The organism is Pseudomonas saponiphila (assembly GCF_900105185.1).
GTDB lineage: Bacteria > Pseudomonadota > Gammaproteobacteria > Pseudomonadales > Pseudomonadaceae > Aquipseudomonas > Aquipseudomonas saponiphila.
Genome location: NZ_FNTJ01000002.1, coordinates 1,162,287 through 1,179,907, shown reverse-complemented (window position 1 = coordinate 1,179,907; position 17,621 = coordinate 1,162,287). Strand labels below are relative to the sequence as shown.

The window sequence follows — 17,621 nt, the reverse complement described above, 5'->3', positions numbered from 1 at the left end:
GTCAGTCTCCCAGGGGCAGGCAGTCTTCGCCGCCACGGTAATGGTCCAGGGCCAGCTTGATCCGCCGCAGGCGCTCCTGGTTGTCGTCCGGCTGGGCCAGGGCCAACTCGGTGGCCAGCACGTCGATGGCCAGCAGCATGCCGTAGCGGGCGGCGGTGGGTTTATAGATGAACGGGGTTTCGGCGCTGTGCAGGGGCAGCAGCACATCCGCCAGTTGCGCCAGGGGCGAGTCGGGCAAGGTGATGGCCAGGATACCCGCGCCATAAGTGCGCGCCAGGGTCACCGCCTCCAGCAACTCGGGGGTGATGCCGGTCAGGGAACAGGCGATCACTGCGTTTTGCGGCCCCAGGGCGGCGGCGGTGACCCGCATCATCACCGGGTCGTGACAGGCAGCGATGGGGTAGCCCAGGCGCACCAGGCGCACCTGCAGTTCACCGCTGCACAGGGTCGAGCAGCCGCCGCTGCCGAAGGCGTGAATCATCCGCGCCCGCCCCAGCAAGCGCACCGCGTCGGCGAACTGCGCCTGGGTGAAACCAGCCAGGTGCCGATGCAGCACGGACTCGATGTCGCCGACGATCTGCCGGTAGAAACCGGACTGTTCGGGCGCACTGCCCGGGTCGAGAAAGCGACTGCCGACGCCGCTGGCCTGGGCCAGTTGCAGGCGCAGTTGACGCAGATCGCGGCAGCCGACGCTGCGGGCAAACCGCGACAGGGTGGCGGCGCTGACTTCGGCGCGCTGGGCCAGTTGGTCGAGGCTGGCCGAGGCGCCAAAGCCGACGTCGTCCAGCAGCAGACGGGCGACCCGCTGCTCCCCGGCGCTGAAGTCATTCAGCCCCGCACGGATCTTGTAAAGAATGTCCATCTACAGCAGCTCCGCGAGTCCCAGGGTCAGGCCGAAGGCGATCAGCGAAATCAGCGTCTCCAGCACGGTCCAGGTCTTGAAGGTTTGAGTGACGGTCATATTGAAGTATTCCTTCACCAGCCAGAAGCCACCGTCGTTGACGTGGGACAGGATCACCGAGCCGGCGCCGGTGGCGATCACCAGCAATTCCGGGTGCGGGTAGCCAAGGCCAACGGCCACCGGCGCCACCACTCCCGAGGCGGTGGTCAGGGCCACGGTGGCGGAGCCGGTGGCGACCCGCATCAGCACCGCGAACAGCCAGCCCATCCACAGCGGCGACAGCTGGAATTCATGGGCCAGGCCGACGATCTGCTCGGTGACCCCGGAGTCGATCAGAATCCGATTCAGGCCGCCCCCGGCCCCCACCAGCAGGGTGATGCCAGCCGTGGGCGCCAGGCATTCGTTGGTGAACTTGAGGATCGACTCGCGATTGATGCCCTGGGCCAGCCCCAGGGTCCAGAAACTCACCAGGGTCGCCACCAGCAGGGCGATCACCGAGTTGCCGATGAACAGCAGGAACTGATTGAGCCCGGTGCCCGGCTCGGCCAGCAAGTTGGCCCAGCCGCCGATCAGCATCAGCACCACCGGCAGCAGGATGGTGGCCATGGTCAGGCCGAAGCTCGGCAGGCGCGGGCGCGGCTCGCGGGCGATGAACTGACGCTCCAGGGGGTTCTCTGCGGGCAGGTGGATGTGCGGCACGATGAACCGGGCATACACCGGACCGGCGATGATGGCCGTGGGCACACCGATCAGAATCGCGTACAGCAGGGTCTGCCCCACCGAAGCCTGATAGGCCTGCACCGCCAGCATCGCCCCCGGATGCGGCGGTACCAGGGCGTGGACCACCGACAGCCCAGCGACCATGGGCAGGCCCACCATCAACAGCGATACCCCAACCCGCCGCGCCACGGTGAAGGCGATGGGGATCAGCAGCACAAAGCCCACTTCGAAAAACAGCGGCAGGCCCACCAGGAAGGCAATGCAGACCATGGCCCAGTGCGCGTTGCGCTCGCCGAAACGATCGATCAAGGTCCGTGCCACTTGTTCGGCACCGCCGGATTCGGCCATCAACTTGCCGAGCATGGTGCCCAGGGCCACCACCAGGGCAATGTGGCCCAGGGTCTTGCCGACCCCGGCTTCATAGGCGCTCACCACGCCGGACGGCGGCATGCCGGCCATCAGCGCCAGGCCGACGGACACCAGGGTGATGACGATAAAGGGGTTGAGTCGGTAGCGGGCGATCAGCACGATCAACGCAATGATGGCGACTGCGGCGTAGCCCAGCAGCCAGAAACCCGATGCGGGAGCCATGGGACCCTCCTTGAAGACAGCGTCACTTCGAATGGTTGTGAAACGCTTTAATCACTTAAGGAGGCGGGTTTCAAACCCAATGAAACTAATTTTCGTAAAGAGGCAGGCTTTGTCGCGAACAGCTAAGCAAAACGCCGCCCGATGAAAATCGGCAGTGGATATTTTCACCACCCAGCCCTGAAAAACCGGCGTGTGAAACGACTCGCCCGAGGGCTTCATTCGGGTTGTGTCCAAGCTCGTTTCAGCAGCCTCCTGCAAGGGTCCGACAGATGCAGCAGCTGCTTGCCGGCCTTGGCATCACACTCGCGCAGGGTTTCCAGGGCGGCGATGGCCGAGTAAGCAACGAAGCTCAGGTGGCGACCTGCGGTGAAGGCGAAGAACAAAGTGCCGTGCAACTGATAGCGCTTGCTGCCAGGCGAAGTTGAGGGCGCCTGGCTGGCGGGGCCTTTCGCCGGCAAGGAAGCCAGAGCCAGCATGAACCGATGCCTGCAGCCACCGTAGGAGCTGGCTTGCCAGCGAAGACGATTTCGCGGTTTGCGCAAGACCCGGAGGCCTCTTCGCCGGCAAGCCGGCTCCTACAGGGGACAGCGGTTATTGGACGACTTTGCCGACACCACGGCCGCGGGGGTCGGAGGCGGTTTCAAGCGCGCTGCCGTTGACCCGGATTGCCTGGATATCGCCCATCTCCCAGCCCTGGTCTTCCAGGGTGTAGCCCATGCTTTTCAGCTCATCGGCGACCTTGCCGGTCAGCGGCGCATAGGCGTCGTAGTAGATCGTGTCCTTGGGCAGCAGTTGGTGATGCACGCGCTGGGCGGCCACGGCTTTCTCCAGCGGCAGGTGGTAGTCATAGAGGTTATTCAGCACCTGGAAGATCGAGGTGAAGATCCGCGAACCACCGGGGGTGCCCAGTACCAGGGTGACCTTGCCATCGCGGGTCACCAGGCTCGGGCTCATGGACGACAGCATGCGCTTGCCGGGAGCAATGGCGTTGGCATCGCCGCCGACCACGCCGAAGGCGTTGGCCACGCCAGGCTTGGCGCTGAAGTCGTCCATTTCGTCGTTGAGCAAAAAGCCCGCGCCCTTGACCACCACGCCACTGCCGTAGTCCCAGTTCAGGGTGTAGGTGTTGCTCACCGCGTTGCCCTGGGCATCGACGATGGAGAAGTGGGTGGTCTGGTGCCGCTCAAGCCCGGGACGCACCTTCTCGGTGGCCGAGATGGCATTGGGGTTGACCTCGGCGGCGCGTTTTTTCAGGTAGGCCGGGTCGGTCAGTTGCTTGACCGGTACTTCGGAAAACGCCGGGTCGCCCAGGTAGTCGGCGCGGTCGGCGAACACGCGTTTTTCGATTTCCGCCAGCAAGTGGATGTACTTGGCCGAGTTCAGCTCGACGCCCTTGAAGTCCGCGGCGCGTTCTTCCTTGATGCTGATCAGCTGCGCCAGGGCCACACCGCCGGAGCTGGGTGGCGGCGCGGTGTACAGGGTGTTGCCTCGGAAGTTGACCTGCAGCGGCTGGCGCCACTGGACCTTGTAGTCCTGCAGGTCCTGCTTGGTGATCAGGCCCTTGTCGGCCTGCATCTGGGCCACCAGCAAGTCGGCGGTCTTGCCGCTGTAGAACTCCTTGGCGCCCTGGTCGGCAATGCGTTCCAGGGTCGCGGCCAGCTCCGGCTGACGGAAGGTTTCACCCGGCTTCATGCTGCCGAAGTAGTCGCCGAAGTTGGTGCTGCCATTGAACAGCTTCAACGCATCCTCGCGGTACTGGTACTGCTTGTCCGCCACCTTGAAACCGTTCTTCGCATAACCCACGGCCGGCGTGATCAACTCGCTCCACGGCAACTTGCCGAACTTCTGATGCGCCTCCCACAGCCCCATCACGGTGCCCGGCACCCCGGCGGCGCGGGCGCCCACCAGGCTCAGGTTCTCGATCACCTCACCCTTTTCGTTCAGGTACATGTCCCGGGTCGCGGCCTTGGGCGCGGTTTCCCGGTAGTCGAGGAAGTAGGGTTTGCCGTCGATGAACATCGTCATGAACCCGCCGCCACCGATGTTGCCGGCTTCGGGGTAGGTCACCGCCAGGGTGAACGCGGTGGCCACCGCCGCATCCACCGCGTTGCCGCCCTTCTTCAGGATCTGCGCCGCAACATCGGCGCCGTACTGGTTGGGCGCCGCCACCGCGCCGCCTTCCAGGGCCGCGGCAAAGGCCGAACCGCTGGCGGCGATGGCGGCTGCAAGGGTCAGGGTCTTGAACAACAGAATGCGCATGAGGTCCTTCCTTTTCTTGTTATTGAACGGCAAGAACCTTAGGCCCGAGACGCGGGTTTGAGCAATCGACAATCGTGGCACGAACGTCCCAAGCCTGAGCCATGGATAACCGTAGGAGCTGGCTTGCCAGCGAAGGCGATCTCGGGACTGGCGCCAAATACGCAGGCCCCCTTCGCCGGCAAGCCGGCTCCTACAAGGGATCGATTGCCGGGAAGAGCCGATAAACACAGCCACCGTAGGAGCTGGCTTGCCAGCGAAAGCGATCTCGGGAATGGCGCCAAATACGCAGGCCCCCTTCGCCAGCAAGCCGGCTCCGGGTGATAGGCGGGGAACGAAGCTTTCAGCCCTGGAACTCGGGGTTGGCGTAGTCCGCCAGCTTGCCCTGGATGAAGTCCAGGAAGCACTGGATGCGCAGGGCCAGTTGCGAGTTGCGGTAGTACACCGCGTTGATCGGCTGGCGATAGCCGCTGTTGAACGAGGCCAGCAGCGGTTGCAGGCGCCCGGCGCGGATGTCGTCGATGGTCATGAAATGCGACAGGCAGGCAATGCCCTGCCCTTCCAGTGCCAGGTGGCGCAAGGTTTCGCCGCTGGAGGCACTGATGCCTGGCTGGATCGGCCAGCGGTCGCCGTGCCCATGGCGCAACGGCCAGTGGTTGAGGGTTTCGGTCTGGGTGAAACCGAGCAGGGTGTGTCCGGCCAGTTCCGCCACGCTCTGCGGCGTGCCGTGGCGGGCCAGGTAATCCGGGCTGGCCAGAATATGCAACGGACTGCAGCCCAGGGAGCGGGCATGCAAGGTCGAATCCGCCAGCACGCCGATGCGGATGGCGATGTCGGTGCTTTGTTCCAGCAAGTCGATGATCAGGTCGTTGCTGTTGAGCTCCAGCTGGATATCCGGGTACAGCCGGCGGAACTCGGCCACGTGGGGAACGATGGCGTGGAGCATGAAGGGCGAGGCGGCGTTGATTCGCAAACGCCCGGACGGAGTGCGCTGGCGCGAGGACAGGCGTTCTTCGAGCTCGTCCATCTGATCGAGAATGCGCTTGGCCTGCTCGAAGAAGTAGCGCCCCTCTTCGGTCAGGTCCATGCGCCGGGTGGTGCGGTTGATCAACGTGGTGTCGAGCTTGGCCTCCAGCCGCGACAAGCTGCGGCTGACTGCCGAAGGGGTCTGGGCCAACTGTTCGGCAGCAGCGGAAATCGAGCCGCACTCGATGACGCAGACGAAGACTTGCAACTCGTCGGATCGGGCTTTCACAGGAGTCCTCAGGCGGCGCGGGGGCAGAACGCCCCGCTGAATTTCAAGGCACTCAATAGTAGCCGGATTCAGCCTGGGAGATTGAACACCGCCTTGAGGTGCTGCGCATAACGCTGCACATCGCCTTCGATGTTCGGGCGCTTCATCACATCGACGCAGAGGAAGGTCGGTAAACCGCTCATGCCAAGGAACTGGTTGGCCTTGTGGAACGGGAAGTAGACCGCGTCCACGCCCTTGGCTTCGAAGAAGTCGCTCGGGTCGTCGAAGGCTTGCTGCGGTGCATTCCAGGTCAGCGAGAGCATGTACTGCTTGCCCTGGATCAGGCCGCCGCTGCCGTATTTCTGCGAGGCGTCGGAACGGGTCCGGCCATCGCTGGCGTAGAGGCTGCCGTGGCCTTGGGTAAAGACTTCGTCGATGTACTTCTTGACGATCCACGGCGCGCCCATCCACCAGCCGGGCATCTGGTAGATGATCACGTCGGCCCAGAGAAACTTCGCCACTTCTTCCTGGATGTCATAGCCCTCGTCGATCTGGGTGACCTTGACCTCGACCCCGCCACGGTCGAACACCGCCAGCGCCGTGTCGTGCAGGGTGGCGTTGTAGCGGCCATCGGAGTGGGCAAATTGCTTGGCGCCATTGAGCAGCAGTACTTTTTTCATGATCCGGCCTCATCGGGGACAACCCATCGCGCATTGGCAGCGGCGGGCTGTGAAGGTTGCAAACGATGGCGGCAGGTTAATCAGCCAGGGAGCGGAGAATAAGCCCGGGTTGCTCAAAATACATTTGACCAAAACGCACGAATCACCAGCAGATATTTGCCCTAGGATTTGCGCCACCTCCCCGTCAATGAGTGCTTTGCACATGCCCCAGGCCTTTATCCTCCACGCCAAGACCCGCCCCGAACGCGCCGACGCCTTCCAGGCGTTCTTCCTCAGCCATGTCGCCGCCAGCCGCGCCGAACCCGGCTGCATCGAGTACCACATGCTGCGGGACCGGGAAGACCCGAGCCTGTTCATCTTCTACGAGGTCTGGGCCTCCCAGGCGGCGCTGGACACCCACTCCAGCCTGCCGCACATGCAGCAGTTCCTTGAGGCCCGCATGGATTACCTGGAGCGCGACTTCGAGATCCGCGCCATCGACATGCTCAGCCCGGCCGCGGCAGGCCCCGAGCACAAGATCTAGCCACTGATCAGCAGATGCCCGCCCAACAGGCCCAGGCCGATAAAGAACCCTCGCTTGAACAGCAAGGCACTGATGCGCTGGCGCAACCATTGCCCCAGCCACATGCCCAGCAGCGCCGGGGCCAGGGTCAGCACTGAAGCCCCCAGTTCGGCCCCGCCCAGGGTGCCACGCCACAGCAGGCCGGCGGCCAGGGCCAGGGTCGACACGCTGAACGACAGGCCCAGGGCCTGCACCAACTGCTCCTTGTTCAAACCCAGGGCCTGCAGATAGGGCACCGCCGGAATCACGAACACCCCGGTGGCCGAGGTGATCACCCCGGTGACCAGCCCGCACAACGGCGCCAGCCAGCGCTCCTGGGCCGGCGACACCCGCAGGGTCGGCAGCAGCAGGCCGCTCAGGGCATACAGCAGCAACGCCGCGCCCACCCCCCGCACCACCCAATGCCCGCCCTCGATGCCCAGCCACAGGGCACCGGCGCCAGTGCCGACGAAGATCGCCAGCAGCATCGGCCACAGACGCTTGAGCAAGGCGCGCAGGTGCCCGCCAAAGGCCAGTTGCCAGAGGTTGGTCAGGGTCGACGGAATGATCAGCAAGGCCGCAGCCTGCGCCGGAGCCATAGCCAGCCCCAATAAACCCATGGCAATGGTGGGCAGGCCGAGGCCGATCACGCCCTTGACCATGCCGGCCAGCAAAAACGTGCCGATGACCAGCAAAGAAAGGGCCATTCCGAGATTCTGGTAAAACGCGAGTGAGCTGTTCATGGGCCTATCCTGCGCCCTGCACGTCGCGCTGAAAATCTGCCATATATTGAGCCAGCCTCTTGCCCAGCAATAGGCACATGCAACAACCTATCGCCCGCCGATGCCGTAGGAGCTGGCTTGCCAGCGAAGGCGCGCTCAGGCCCGAGGCAAAATCCTGAGGCCTCTTCGCCGGCAAGCCGGCTCCTACAAAGATGATGTTCGCCGAGGAATGCCCCATGCACTTCGACCTGATCGACCTGCGCCTGTACCTGAATATTCTGGAGGCCGGCAATATCACCGCCGGGGCCGCTCGCAGCCACTTGTCGCTGGCCGCCGCCAGCGCTCGGATCCGCGCCATGGAAGCCTCGCTGGGCATCGAGTTGCTTGAGCGCGGGCGGCGAGGCATCAGCCCGACAGCCGCCGGCAAGGCCCTGGCCCAGCACGCGCGGACGCTGCTGTTGTACGCCGAGCACCTGCAACAGGACCTCGGCGAATACGCCAGGGGGGTCAAGGGCCAGGTCCGCCTGTTGTGCAACACCACCGCCCTCAGCGAGTACCTGCCGGAGCTGCTGGCGGACTTCCTGCGCAGCCATCCGCAGGTCGATATCGAGCTGCAGGAACTGCCCAGCCAGCGCATCACCCATGCCCTGCGCCAGGGCGCGGCGGACCTGGGGATCGTCTCCGACGCGGTGGACACCCAGGGCCTGATGACCCGGGCATTTCGCGACGATCCACTGGTGCTGGTGATGCCTGCGGACCACCCCTTGAGCACCCGGCCGGCCCCCAGCTTCAGCGACAGCCTGGCCCACGACTACGTCGGCCTGGCCAGCCACAGCGCCCTGGCGGTGTACCTGGAGGAGCAAGCGCTGCACCTGGGCCGGCGCATGCAATTGCGCATCCGCGCCGAGGGTTTCGACGCGCAGCTGCGCATGGTCGCCCGTGGCGCCGGGCTGGCGTTGGTGCCCCTGGCCGCCCTGCAGCGCAACCATCATCTGCCACTGCACAGCCGTCCCCTGGACGAGGCCTGGGCCCGACGCCGGCTATTGCTGTGCGCCCGTGATTTCGAGGCCCTGCCGCTGTATGCACAGGGCTTGTGTCGCGCGCTGCTGGAACCTTGACTCTCCCCTTAGGGGCAGACTTTAGCCTTGGGGTTTATTCCTCAAGGACCACGACAAATGAGCAAACGCATCCTGGTGATTCTCGGTCACCCCTCCGGCCACAGCCTGTGCGCGGCATTGAGCGAGCGCTACGTGAAGGCGGCGCAGGAGGCCGGGCATGAGGTGCGCCAGCTCAGGCTCGGCGACCTGCACTTCGACCCGGTGCTGCATGAAGGCTACCGGCAGATCCAGCCCCTGGAAGAAGACTTGCGCCAGGCCCAGGCCGACATCCTCTGGGCCGAGCACCTGACCTGGGTCTTTCCCATCTGGTGGGGCGGGATTCCGGCGCTGATGAAAGGTTTTATCGACCGCGTGCTGCTGCCGGGCTTCGCCTTCAAGTACCGCCCCGGCAAGGCCTTTCCCGAGCAACTGCTCAAGGGCCGCACCGCCCACCTGATGGTGACCATGGACACCCCGCCCTGGTATTTCCGCTGGTTCTACCGCATGCCCGGCCTGCAGCAGATGCGCCGCACCACCCTGGACTTCTGCGGCATCAAGCCCTTGCGCACCCTGACCTTTGGCCCGGTGCTGGACGCCAGCGAAGCGCGCAAGGCGGATTGGCTGACGCAGGCGCAGTGCCTTGCCAGGCAGTGAAAGCGCCGGATAATGCGCAACGCCGTCCACCGCCGGACGGCCCGGTACTGGAAAAGGAGCCTTCATGTACATCGGCCAAGCCGCGCAACTGTCCGGAACCACGGTCAAGAGCATCCGTCATTACGAAGCCATCGGCCTGTTGCCCGAAGCTCCGCGCCAGGGTCGCTACCGCCTCTATGACACGCAGAGCGTCGAGCAGCTGATGTTCATCAAGTGCGCGCAGCAGCTGGGTTTCAAGCTCAAGGAATTGCAGCAGGTGTTCGCCACGCACAAAGGCCAGGCCTTTCCCTGGGACCGCGCCCAGGCCGCCCTGGCGCAAAAGAGGCGCGAGCTGCAACAACAGATCGATGACTTGCAGCAGTTGCAGGGCCGGCTCGAAGTCTTCGAAACCAGCCTGCAACAGGCCCGCGAGGAGTGCCCCCTGGGCGGCCTCTAGGGCGCCCAGGCAGGCGTGGCCTCAGACCTCGGACAATCCGGCGACCGTCCTCGGCTTACGAAAGCACAGGTAGTAGACCAGGGTCAGCAACAGCAGGAACGGCACCCCGAACACCAGGGTCATCTTGAAGGCCTCGGTGAAGAAGGTGGTGATCATCACCGCCGCCATCAGCACCAGCCCCAGCAGGGTGCTATAGGGAAACAGGCGCATGCGGAACGACAGCTGCTGCTCGCCGTGGCGCTGGTGATAGCGGCGGAAGCAGTAGTGGGTGAGGAAGATCATGAACCAGGTGAAGATCGCGCCGAACATCGAGATCGCCATCATCAGGGTGAACGAGCTTTCCGGGTACAGCACGTTGACCAGGGTCGCCAGGGCGATGCCGGAGCTGGACAGCAGCAGGGCATTGAGCGGAATCCCGCTCTTGCTCAAGGCTCCCATGGACTTGGGCGCGTAACCGGCGCGGGACAGGCTGAACATCATCCGTGTGGTGATGTACAGCTGGCTGTTCATCGCCGACAGCGCGGCGATCAGGATCACGAAGTTCATCACCCCGGTGGCCCCGGGAATGCCGATGGTCTGCATCACCGTGACGAATGGGCTCTGGGCCTTGCCAGCCTGGACCCAGGGCACGATGGCCAGCATCAGCGCCAGGGTCAGCAGGTAGAACACCACCAGGCGCACGATAGTCGCGCGAAAGGCCTGCTTCACCGCGCGCTGCGGGTCCTTGGCCTCCCCCGCCGCCACGGCGATCATTTCCACGCTCAGGTAGCTGAAGATCGACACGATCACCGCGATCCACATGCCCTCGAAACCGTTGGGGAAAAAGCCGCCGTGGGCGCTGTAGTTGTGTAGCCCGTACTCGGGGTTGCCGGAGCCGAACACCACGTACACCGCAAGAATGATGAAGCCGACGATGGCGGCGATCTTGATGGTGGAGAACCAGTATTCGAAGTTGCCGAAGGTCTTCACGCTGATGGCGTTGAGCAGGATCAGCACGCTGGAGAAGGAGATGATCCACACCCATTCCGGAACGTTGGCGAACCAGTACTTCATGTACATGGCAATGGCCGTGACCTCGGCGCCCACCGCCAGGACGATGGCCGCCCAATAGGCGTAGCGCACCAGGAACCCGGCCAGCGGGCTGACGTAGAACTCGGCATAGGCGCCGAAGGAGCCGGAGGTGGAATGGGCCACGGTCATTTCCGCCAGGCAGCCCATCAGGATCAGGGTGATCAACGCCCCGATGGCGTAGCTCAGCAGCACGCTGGGGCCGGCATAACCGATGGCATAGGCGCTGCCCATGAACAGCCCGGTGCCAATGGCCCCGCCGATGGCGATCATGCTCATCTGGCCGGCGGTCAGCTGGCGCCGCAGGCCGTGCTCGCGATTGGAAATCGCTTCGAAACCCTTGTTGGAGGTGGTCACTTTGAGTGCCTCTTTATTGTTGTGTGCACGTATGAATCAGTGTGACGGCCCGTCCTTGTGCCGCTGGCCCTGATCGCCGCAAGTGGCGGCGATCAGGGAGTGAAGCCGACTCAGGTCACGCTGTGACGCACCTGAAACTGCGCCTGGGCCCAGGTTTTTTCATCAAGGATTTCACCGAGGATCTGCACCGCGTCCCAGACTTCGCTGAAGCGGGTGTACAGCGGGGTGAAGCCGAAACGCATGATCCGCGGCTCGCGGTAGTCACCGATTACGCCACGGGCGATCAGGGCCTGGATCACCGCGTAGCCTTCGGGGTGCTCGAAGCTCACGTGGCTGCCGCGCTTGGCGTGATCGCGCGGAGTCACCAGCTTCAGGTCATGGCCGGCGCAGCGCTGCTCTACCAGCTCGATAAACAGGTCGGTGAGGGCCAGGGACTTGCGCCGCAGGCTCTGCATGTCGGTCTGTTCGAAGACTTCCAGGCCGCACTCGACCATGGCCAGGGAGGTGATCGGCTGGGTGCCGCACAGGTAGCGCGCGATGCCGCTGGCGGGCTCGTACTGGGTGGCCATGTCGAACTGCCGGGCATGGCCGAACCAGCCGGACAGTGGCTGGGTCACCAGATCGCACAGGTTCGGCGCGACCCAGGCGAAGGCTTGCGAGCCGGGGCCGCCATTGAGGTATTTGTAGGTGCAGCCGATGGCGTAATCGGCGCCGCTGCGATTCAACTCCACCGGCACCGCGCCGGCCGAATGGGCCAGGTCCCAGAGGCTCAGGGCGCCGGCCTCGTGGATCAGCGAGGTCACGGCCTGCATGTCGTGCATGTAGCCGGTCTTGTAGTTGACGTGGGTCAGCATCACCACCGCCGTGTCCTGGTCGATGGCCGCCGGTAGTTGGTCTGGGCTGTCCACCAGGCGCAGGGAATAGCCCTGTTCAAGCATCCGGGTCAGGCCTTCGGCAATGTACAGGTCGGTGGGAAAGTTGCTGCTTTCGGAGACGATCACCCGCCGCTCAGGGGCGCGTTCGGCCTGGACCTGCAGGGCCGCGCTGAGCACCTTGAACAGGTTGATGGAGGTGGTGTCGGTGATCACCACTTCACCGCTGTTGGCGCCGATCAGCGGGGCCAGGCGATCACCCAGGCGCTGGGGCAGGTCACGCCAGCCGGCGCTGTTCCAGCTGCGGATCAGGCCATTGCCCCACTCCTGCTCGATCACTTGCCGGGCCCGCTCCAGGGACGCCACGGGGCGGGCACCCAGGGAGTTGCCATCGAGGTAGATCACCCCCTCGGGCAGGGCGAACTGTTGGCGCAGCGGCGCCAGTGGGTCCTGTTCATCGAGACGCAGGCAGTGGTTTTTATCGATCATTGGAAGTCCTGTCTTGGTCAAGGTCATGCCCGCCAGCGCGGGCCGGGCACGGGGTCTGGGCGACCCGCAAACTCAGGAAATAATGGACGAAGCCCGCTAGAATTTTCGTGCAAAGTGCAGCGCGTTACCGTACTACTCTCGAATAAAATTCTAATCCTCCAATAAAAAACGCGGATTTATGCCAGCCATGACCCTCGACTCCACCGACCTGCGCATCCTCTACTTCCTGCAACAGGATGGACGTATCAGCAACCAGGAACTGGCGGAGAAAGTCGCCCTTTCACCCTCCGCCTGCCTGCGCCGCCTGCGCATGCTCGAAGGCGACGGGATCATCAGCGGCTACCGCGCCCAGCTCAATGCCGAGCGCCTGGGGATCGAGCTGGAAGCCATAGTCCACGTGTCCCTGCGCCAGGACGTGGAGGGCTGGCACGAGACGTTCATCGGCAAGGTCCAGCAATGGCCGGAAGTGGTGGCCGCCTACGTGATCACCGGCGCCAGCAACTACGTGCTGCGGGTGCGGGCGCGCAACCTCAAGCACTTCTCGGATTTCATCGTCAATCACCTGAACCGCGCATCGGGGGTCACCGACATCCGCTCGGAAATCGTCCTGCAGAAGATCAAGGAGCAGGATGGCCTGCTGGATCTGGTGCTGCGCAAGTAACCCGGCCTAGAAACCTGCCGGGCGCCGTGCCGGGTGGCGCTGCGCGGTGGCGCTGGGCGCCTCGTCGAACAGCTTGCGGTACTCCGCGGAAAACCGCCCCAGGTGCGTGAACCCCCAGCCCAGGGCGATCTCGGAAATATTGCGCGCCGCGCCGTGTTCAAGGATTTCCTGGCGCACGCCGTTGAGCCGATGGCGCTTGAGGTAGGCCATGGGCGACAGGGCGAAGTACTTGCGAAAGGCCTCGAACAGCTTGAAGCGCGAGACACCGGCGGCGGCCTCCAGGTCCTCCAGGTGCACCGCTTCACGGGCATGCTCATGCAGGTACTGGCGAGCTCGCACCAGGTAATGCGGCAGCTTGACCCCGAGCATGGCCCGTAGCTCGCTGGAATAGTTGTTGGGCTGGGCCAGGATCAGGCCCTTGATCAGGGAGCTTTCGATTTCCCGGGTGAAGGCCAGCTGTTCATAGAGCTCGTTGCCCTGGGTCAGTTCGCCGATGAAGTGCTGTGCCATGCGCCACCAGGCCGCGGTGGCCCCCTGCCGCGCGTCCATCGCCGCTTCGAAGCGCAGCGGCTGCTCCACCGGGCGTTGCAGCAGGGCCTCCAGGGCTTCGCTCATGGCCGGTCGGGAAATCACCACCTGCAGCTTGCGGCAGTCGCCGGAAATGGCCAGCACCTGGCTTTCGTTGGGGGCGATGATCACTCCCTGGTCAGGGTCCGAATGCAGCAGCCGACCGTCCTTGCTCAGCTCCTGCTCGCCGCACAGGGGCAGGCTCAGGCTGTAGCTGCTGAAGCGCTCGGTGTCTTCGATATCGACGGTCACATCGGTGCCGTACTCGATGATGCCCAGGGTCGTGGAGCGTGACCTGAGCACGTTGGCACTGTGGTGAAAACGGATCCGTTCCGGGGTCGCGGTTACCAGGCGATGCGGACCACAGATGCCCGACATCCAGCTCCTGGCCCCTTCGAGGTCATAGCGATCGATACGAATCTCGCGAAACAGCCCATCAGCCTTGCTATTCATCACGGCGCACCCACGGCAATTTTTATTCAGCGCGCTCTGACGGCGCGTCTTGTGTGACAGGGCAAGTTTTGCGCCAGTCGGCAACGCTGCCAACCCAGTGGATAGCAATCGCCCACTAAGTGGATAACCCGCCCCCATCGTCCTCATCTGGCTGGGCTCACAGTAGCCGATCGGTGCCCCGCGATGCAGCCGTCGATCGCTTATCCGCCCGATTGTGGGTAGAGGCTACCCAGGCAATTTTATGGATGGCCTTGGCCGACTAAGCGGATAGCCACCGGCGCCCCGCACTCTCTCTAATGACGGCACCCGATTGACCTGAATAAAAAAGGTACCGACTCATGAGTGGTGCAAGAAGCGTCGAACAGTGGCAGGACTTCATCCACGGCTGCCTGGATTTTCGCCCCGCGGACGGCGTGTTCCGTATCGCCCGGGAGATGTTCACCGAGCCCGAGCTGTTCGATCTGGAGATGGAGCTGATCTTCGAGAAGAACTGGATCTACGCCTGTCACGAAAGCGAACTGCCCAACAACCACGACTTCATCACGATGCGCGCCGGGCGCCAGCCGATGATCATCACCCGCGACGGCGAGGGCCGGCTCAACGCCCTGATCAATGCCTGCCAGCACCGCGGCACCACCCTGACCCGGGTCGGCAAGGGCAACCAGTCGACCTTCACCTGCCCGTTCCACGCCTGGTGCTACAAGAGCGACGGGCGCCTGGTGAAGGTCAAGGCCCCGGGGGAATACGACGAAGGCTTCGACAAGGCCACCCGCGGCCTGAAGAAGGCCCGCATCGACAGCTACAAGGGTTTTGTCTTCATCAGCCTGGACGTGGCCGCCGACAACAGCCTGGAAGACTTCCTCGGTGATGCGCGGATTTTCTTCGACATGATGGTCGCCCAGTCCCCCAACGGTGAACTGGAGGTGCTGCCGGGCAAGTCCGCCTACACCTACGACGGCAACTGGAAGCTGCAGAACGAAAACGGCCTGGACGGTTATCACGTCAGCACCGTGCACTACAACTACGTGGCCACGGTGCAGCACCGCCAGCAGGTCAACCGCGACAATGGCAGCGGCAGCAGCGCCACCCTGGACTACAGCAAGCTCGGCGCCGGCGACGCCAGCACCGACGACGGCTGGTTCGCCTTCAACAACGGCCACAGCGTGCTGTTCAGCGAGATGCCCAACCCGGCGGTGCGTTCCGGCTACGCCAGCATCATGCCGCGCCTGGTGGCCGAACATGGCCAGGCCAAGGCCGAGTGGATGATGCACCGCCTGCGCAACCTGAACATCTACCCCAGCCTGTTCTTTCTCGACCAGATCAGCTCGCAGCTGCGGATCATCCGCCCCATCGCCTGGAACAAGACCGAGATCATCAGCCAATGCATCGGGGTCAAGGGCGAGAGCGACGCCGACCGGGAAAACCGCATCCGCCAGTTCGAGGACTTCTTCAACGTCTCGGGCATGGGCACGCCGGACGACCTGGTGGAATTTCGCGAGGCCCAACGCGGCTTCCAGGGGCGCCTGGAGCGTTGGAGCGATGTCTCCCGCGGCCATCACCGCTGGGCCACCGGCCCCACCGCCAACAGCGAGAACCTGGGCATCCAGCCGGCCATGACCGGCACCGAGATCACCCACGAGGGGCTGTACGTCAACCAGCACCGCAACTGGCAGAAATTCCTCCTCGACGGCTTGCAGCGCCAGCCCCTGAAACTGCGTGAGGTATGAACATGAATGCGCAACTGCAGTACCAGATCGAGCAATTCTTCTATCGCAAGTGCGAACTGTGCGACGCCCAGGACTGGGACGCCTACCTGCAGCTGTTCGCCGTGGACAGCGAGTTCCACCTGCCGCAGTGGGACTCGGAACACGTCTACACCCGGGACCCGAAACGCGAGATGTCGCTGATCTACTACGCCAACCGTTCGGGGCTCGAAGACCGGGTGTTCCGCCTGCGTACCGGCAAGGCGGCCTCGACCATTCCCATGCCGCGCACCCTGCACCTGGTCAGCAACCTGCGCATCGCCGAGGGCGACAACGGCCATCTGCAGGTGCGCCTGAACTGGCACACGCTGTTCTATCGCCTGGCCACCTCCGAGGACTTCTACGGTCACGCCACCTATGACCTCAAGCCCGACGGCGACAGCTGGCTGATCCAGCGCAAGCACGTGCTGCTGCTCAACGACACGATCAACTCGGTGCTCGATTTCTATCACCTCTGACCCACGGAAGTTCTCCCATGACGCACAAGGTCGCGTTCAGCTTTGCCGACGGCAAGACCCTGTTCTTCCCGGTCCAGGCCAATGAAATACTGCTCGACGCCGCCCTGCGCAACGGCATCAAGATCCCCCTGGACTGCCGCGAAGGGGTTTGCGGCACCTGCCAGGGCCGTTGCGAGTCGGGCCTGTACAGCCAGGACTACGTGGACGAGGAGGCCCTCTCGCCCCAGGACCTGGAGCAGCGCAAGATGCTCACCTGCCAGACCCGGGTGCAGTCGGATGCGGCGTTCTACTTCGATTTCGATTCCAGCCTGTGCCACAGCGCCGACCCGCTGCGGCGCACAGGCTCGGTGATCGACGTGCGCCAGGTGTCGGACAGCACCGCGATCCTGCACCTGGACCTGGGCTGCAGCGAGGCGCCGCTGGAGTTTCTCCCCGGCCAGTACGCGCGCCTGCGGATTCCAGGCACCGACAGCAGCCGGGCCTACTCCTTCGCCAACCGGCCGGGGGCGGACAACCAGTTGCAGTTCCTGATCCGCCTGCTGCCCGACGGGGTGATGAGCAACTACATTCGCCAGCGCTGCCTGGTGGGCGACAGCATCGAGCTGGAGGCGCCGCTGGGGGCGTTCTACCTGCGCCAGATCAGCCGGCCACTGCTGCTGGTGGCCGGCGGCACCGGGCTGTCTGCGCTGCTGGCGATGCTCGAACAGATCGTCGAGCAGGGCTGCCAGCAACCGGTGCACCTGTACTACGGCGTGCGCCAGAGTGCCGATCTGTGCGAACTGGCGCGCATCCGGGCCCTGGGCGAGCGCCTGCCGGCATTCCGCTTCACCCCGGTGATCAGCGACGCCGACCCGGATTGGCCGGGCAAGCGCGGCTACATCACCGAGCACCTGGACAGCAGCGAGCTGCGCGACAGCGACAGCGACCTGTACGTGTGCGGACCGCCACCGATGGTCGATTCGATCCGAATCTGGCTGCAAGAACAGCAACTTAACCGCGTCCAGCTGTATTACGAGCGGTTTACCGAGAGTAATATCTGATCCGTCAGCATTTAGCCGCGATCGGTCCCATTCACCCTGGGATCTGTCCTGATAACAACTA

Annotated in this window: 16 protein-coding genes and 2 pseudogenes; 8 read left to right on the top strand and 10 right to left on the bottom strand. The window is 64.1% G+C overall.

Annotated elements, in window-relative coordinates; all coding sequences use genetic code 11:
* Window position 1: 1 nt before the first annotated feature.
* The 6 genes and pseudogenes from BLV47_RS27260 to mdaB form a co-directional block, all read right to left on the bottom strand.
* Window positions 2-862, bottom strand: coding sequence for a MurR/RpiR family transcriptional regulator (locus BLV47_RS27260; protein WP_092319407.1), 861 nt, complete (start codon window positions 860-862; stop codon window positions 2-4).
* Window positions 863-2,212: a GntT/GntP/DsdX family permease gene (locus BLV47_RS27255; RefSeq protein ID WP_092319405.1), complete on the bottom strand. Its 1,350-nt coding sequence runs from the start codon at window positions 2,210-2,212 to the stop codon at window positions 863-865.
* Window positions 2,213-2,427: 215 nt separating this feature from the next.
* Window positions 2,428-2,625, bottom strand: a pseudogene (locus BLV47_RS27250) (SulP family inorganic anion transporter); the annotation flags it as partial.
* Window positions 2,626-2,803: 178 nt separating this feature from the next.
* A complete protein-coding gene (gene ggt / locus BLV47_RS27245; RefSeq protein ID WP_092319403.1) occupies window positions 2,804-4,471 on the bottom strand; it encodes a gamma-glutamyltransferase in 1,668 nt (555 codons plus the stop codon).
* A 340-nt stretch (window positions 4,472-4,811) separates the two neighbouring features.
* Window positions 4,812-5,723: a LysR family transcriptional regulator gene (locus BLV47_RS27240; protein WP_092319401.1), complete on the bottom strand. Its 912-nt coding sequence runs from the start codon at window positions 5,721-5,723 to the stop codon at window positions 4,812-4,814.
* Window positions 5,724-5,791: 68 nt separating this feature from the next.
* On the bottom strand, window positions 5,792-6,382 hold the full coding sequence (gene mdaB / locus BLV47_RS27235; RefSeq protein WP_092319399.1) for an NADPH:quinone oxidoreductase MdaB: 591 nt from the start codon (window positions 6,380-6,382) through the stop codon (window positions 5,792-5,794).
* 187 nt (window positions 6,383-6,569) lie between these two features.
* On the opposite strand from mdaB, the gene BLV47_RS27230 reads away from it, so the two are divergent.
* A complete protein-coding gene (locus BLV47_RS27230) occupies window positions 6,570-6,905 on the top strand; it encodes a putative quinol monooxygenase (protein WP_092319397.1) in 336 nt (111 codons plus the stop codon).
* Here the strand turns inward: BLV47_RS27230 and BLV47_RS27225 are convergent.
* Window positions 6,902-7,666: a sulfite exporter TauE/SafE family protein gene (locus tag BLV47_RS27225; RefSeq protein ID WP_092319395.1), complete on the bottom strand. Its 765-nt coding sequence runs from the start codon at window positions 7,664-7,666 to the stop codon at window positions 6,902-6,904. The genes BLV47_RS27230 and BLV47_RS27225 overlap by 4 nt on opposite strands.
* Window positions 7,667-7,881: 215 nt before the next feature.
* Between BLV47_RS27225 and BLV47_RS27220 the strand changes: the two genes are divergently transcribed.
* The 3 genes from BLV47_RS27220 (at window position 7,882) to BLV47_RS27210 (ending at window position 9,832) form a co-directional block, all read left to right on the top strand.
* Complete coding sequence (locus BLV47_RS27220; protein ID WP_092319393.1) at window positions 7,882-8,763, top strand: LysR family transcriptional regulator; 882 nt, start codon at window positions 7,882-7,884, stop codon at window positions 8,761-8,763.
* A gap of 57 nt (window positions 8,764-8,820) precedes the next feature.
* Window positions 8,821-9,396, top strand: coding sequence for an NAD(P)H-dependent oxidoreductase (locus tag BLV47_RS27215; RefSeq protein WP_092319391.1), 576 nt, complete (start codon window positions 8,821-8,823; stop codon window positions 9,394-9,396).
* A gap of 64 nt (window positions 9,397-9,460) precedes the next feature.
* Entirely contained in the window at window positions 9,461-9,832 is a 372-nt protein-coding gene (locus tag BLV47_RS27210) for a MerR family transcriptional regulator (protein ID WP_092319389.1), read from the top strand.
* Here the strand turns inward: BLV47_RS27210 and BLV47_RS27205 are convergent.
* Window positions 9,829-11,257 (bottom strand): annotated as a pseudogene (locus BLV47_RS27205) (amino acid permease). The gene BLV47_RS27210 and the pseudogene BLV47_RS27205 sit on opposite strands and share 4 nt — an antisense overlap.
* 110 nt (window positions 11,258-11,367) lie before the next feature.
* Window positions 11,368-12,618: a kynureninase gene (gene kynU, locus BLV47_RS27200; protein ID WP_092319385.1), complete on the bottom strand. Its 1,251-nt coding sequence runs from the start codon at window positions 12,616-12,618 to the stop codon at window positions 11,368-11,370.
* Between the two features lie 187 nt (window positions 12,619-12,805).
* Here kynU and BLV47_RS27195 point away from each other — a divergent pair, with 187 nt between their 5' ends.
* Window positions 12,806-13,279, top strand: coding sequence for an Lrp/AsnC family transcriptional regulator (locus BLV47_RS27195; RefSeq protein ID WP_092320574.1), 474 nt, complete (start codon window positions 12,806-12,808; stop codon window positions 13,277-13,279).
* Window positions 13,280-13,285: 6 nt separating this feature from the next.
* Here BLV47_RS27195 and BLV47_RS27190 read toward each other — a convergent pair whose 3' ends face one another.
* Window positions 13,286-14,299: an AraC family transcriptional regulator gene (locus BLV47_RS27190; RefSeq protein ID WP_092319383.1), complete on the bottom strand. Its 1,014-nt coding sequence runs from the start codon at window positions 14,297-14,299 to the stop codon at window positions 13,286-13,288.
* Between the two features lie 338 nt (window positions 14,300-14,637).
* Here BLV47_RS27190 and antA point away from each other — a divergent pair, with 338 nt between their 5' ends.
* From antA to antC, 3 genes are read left to right on the top strand one after another with little or no spacing between them, the layout of a single operon-like run.
* Window positions 14,638-16,026, top strand: a complete 1,389-nt coding sequence (antA, locus tag BLV47_RS27185; RefSeq protein ID WP_092319381.1) for an anthranilate 1,2-dioxygenase large subunit — start codon at window positions 14,638-14,640, stop codon at window positions 16,024-16,026.
* 2 nt (window positions 16,027-16,028) lie between these two features.
* Window positions 16,029-16,520, top strand: coding sequence for an anthranilate 1,2-dioxygenase small subunit (antB, locus tag BLV47_RS27180; protein WP_092319379.1), 492 nt, complete (start codon window positions 16,029-16,031; stop codon window positions 16,518-16,520).
* Window positions 16,521-16,537: 17 nt separating this feature from the next.
* Window positions 16,538-17,560: an anthranilate 1,2-dioxygenase electron transfer component AntC gene (gene antC / locus BLV47_RS27175; RefSeq protein ID WP_092319377.1), complete on the top strand. Its 1,023-nt coding sequence runs from the start codon at window positions 16,538-16,540 to the stop codon at window positions 17,558-17,560.
* Window positions 17,561-17,621: the final 61 nt, after the last annotated feature.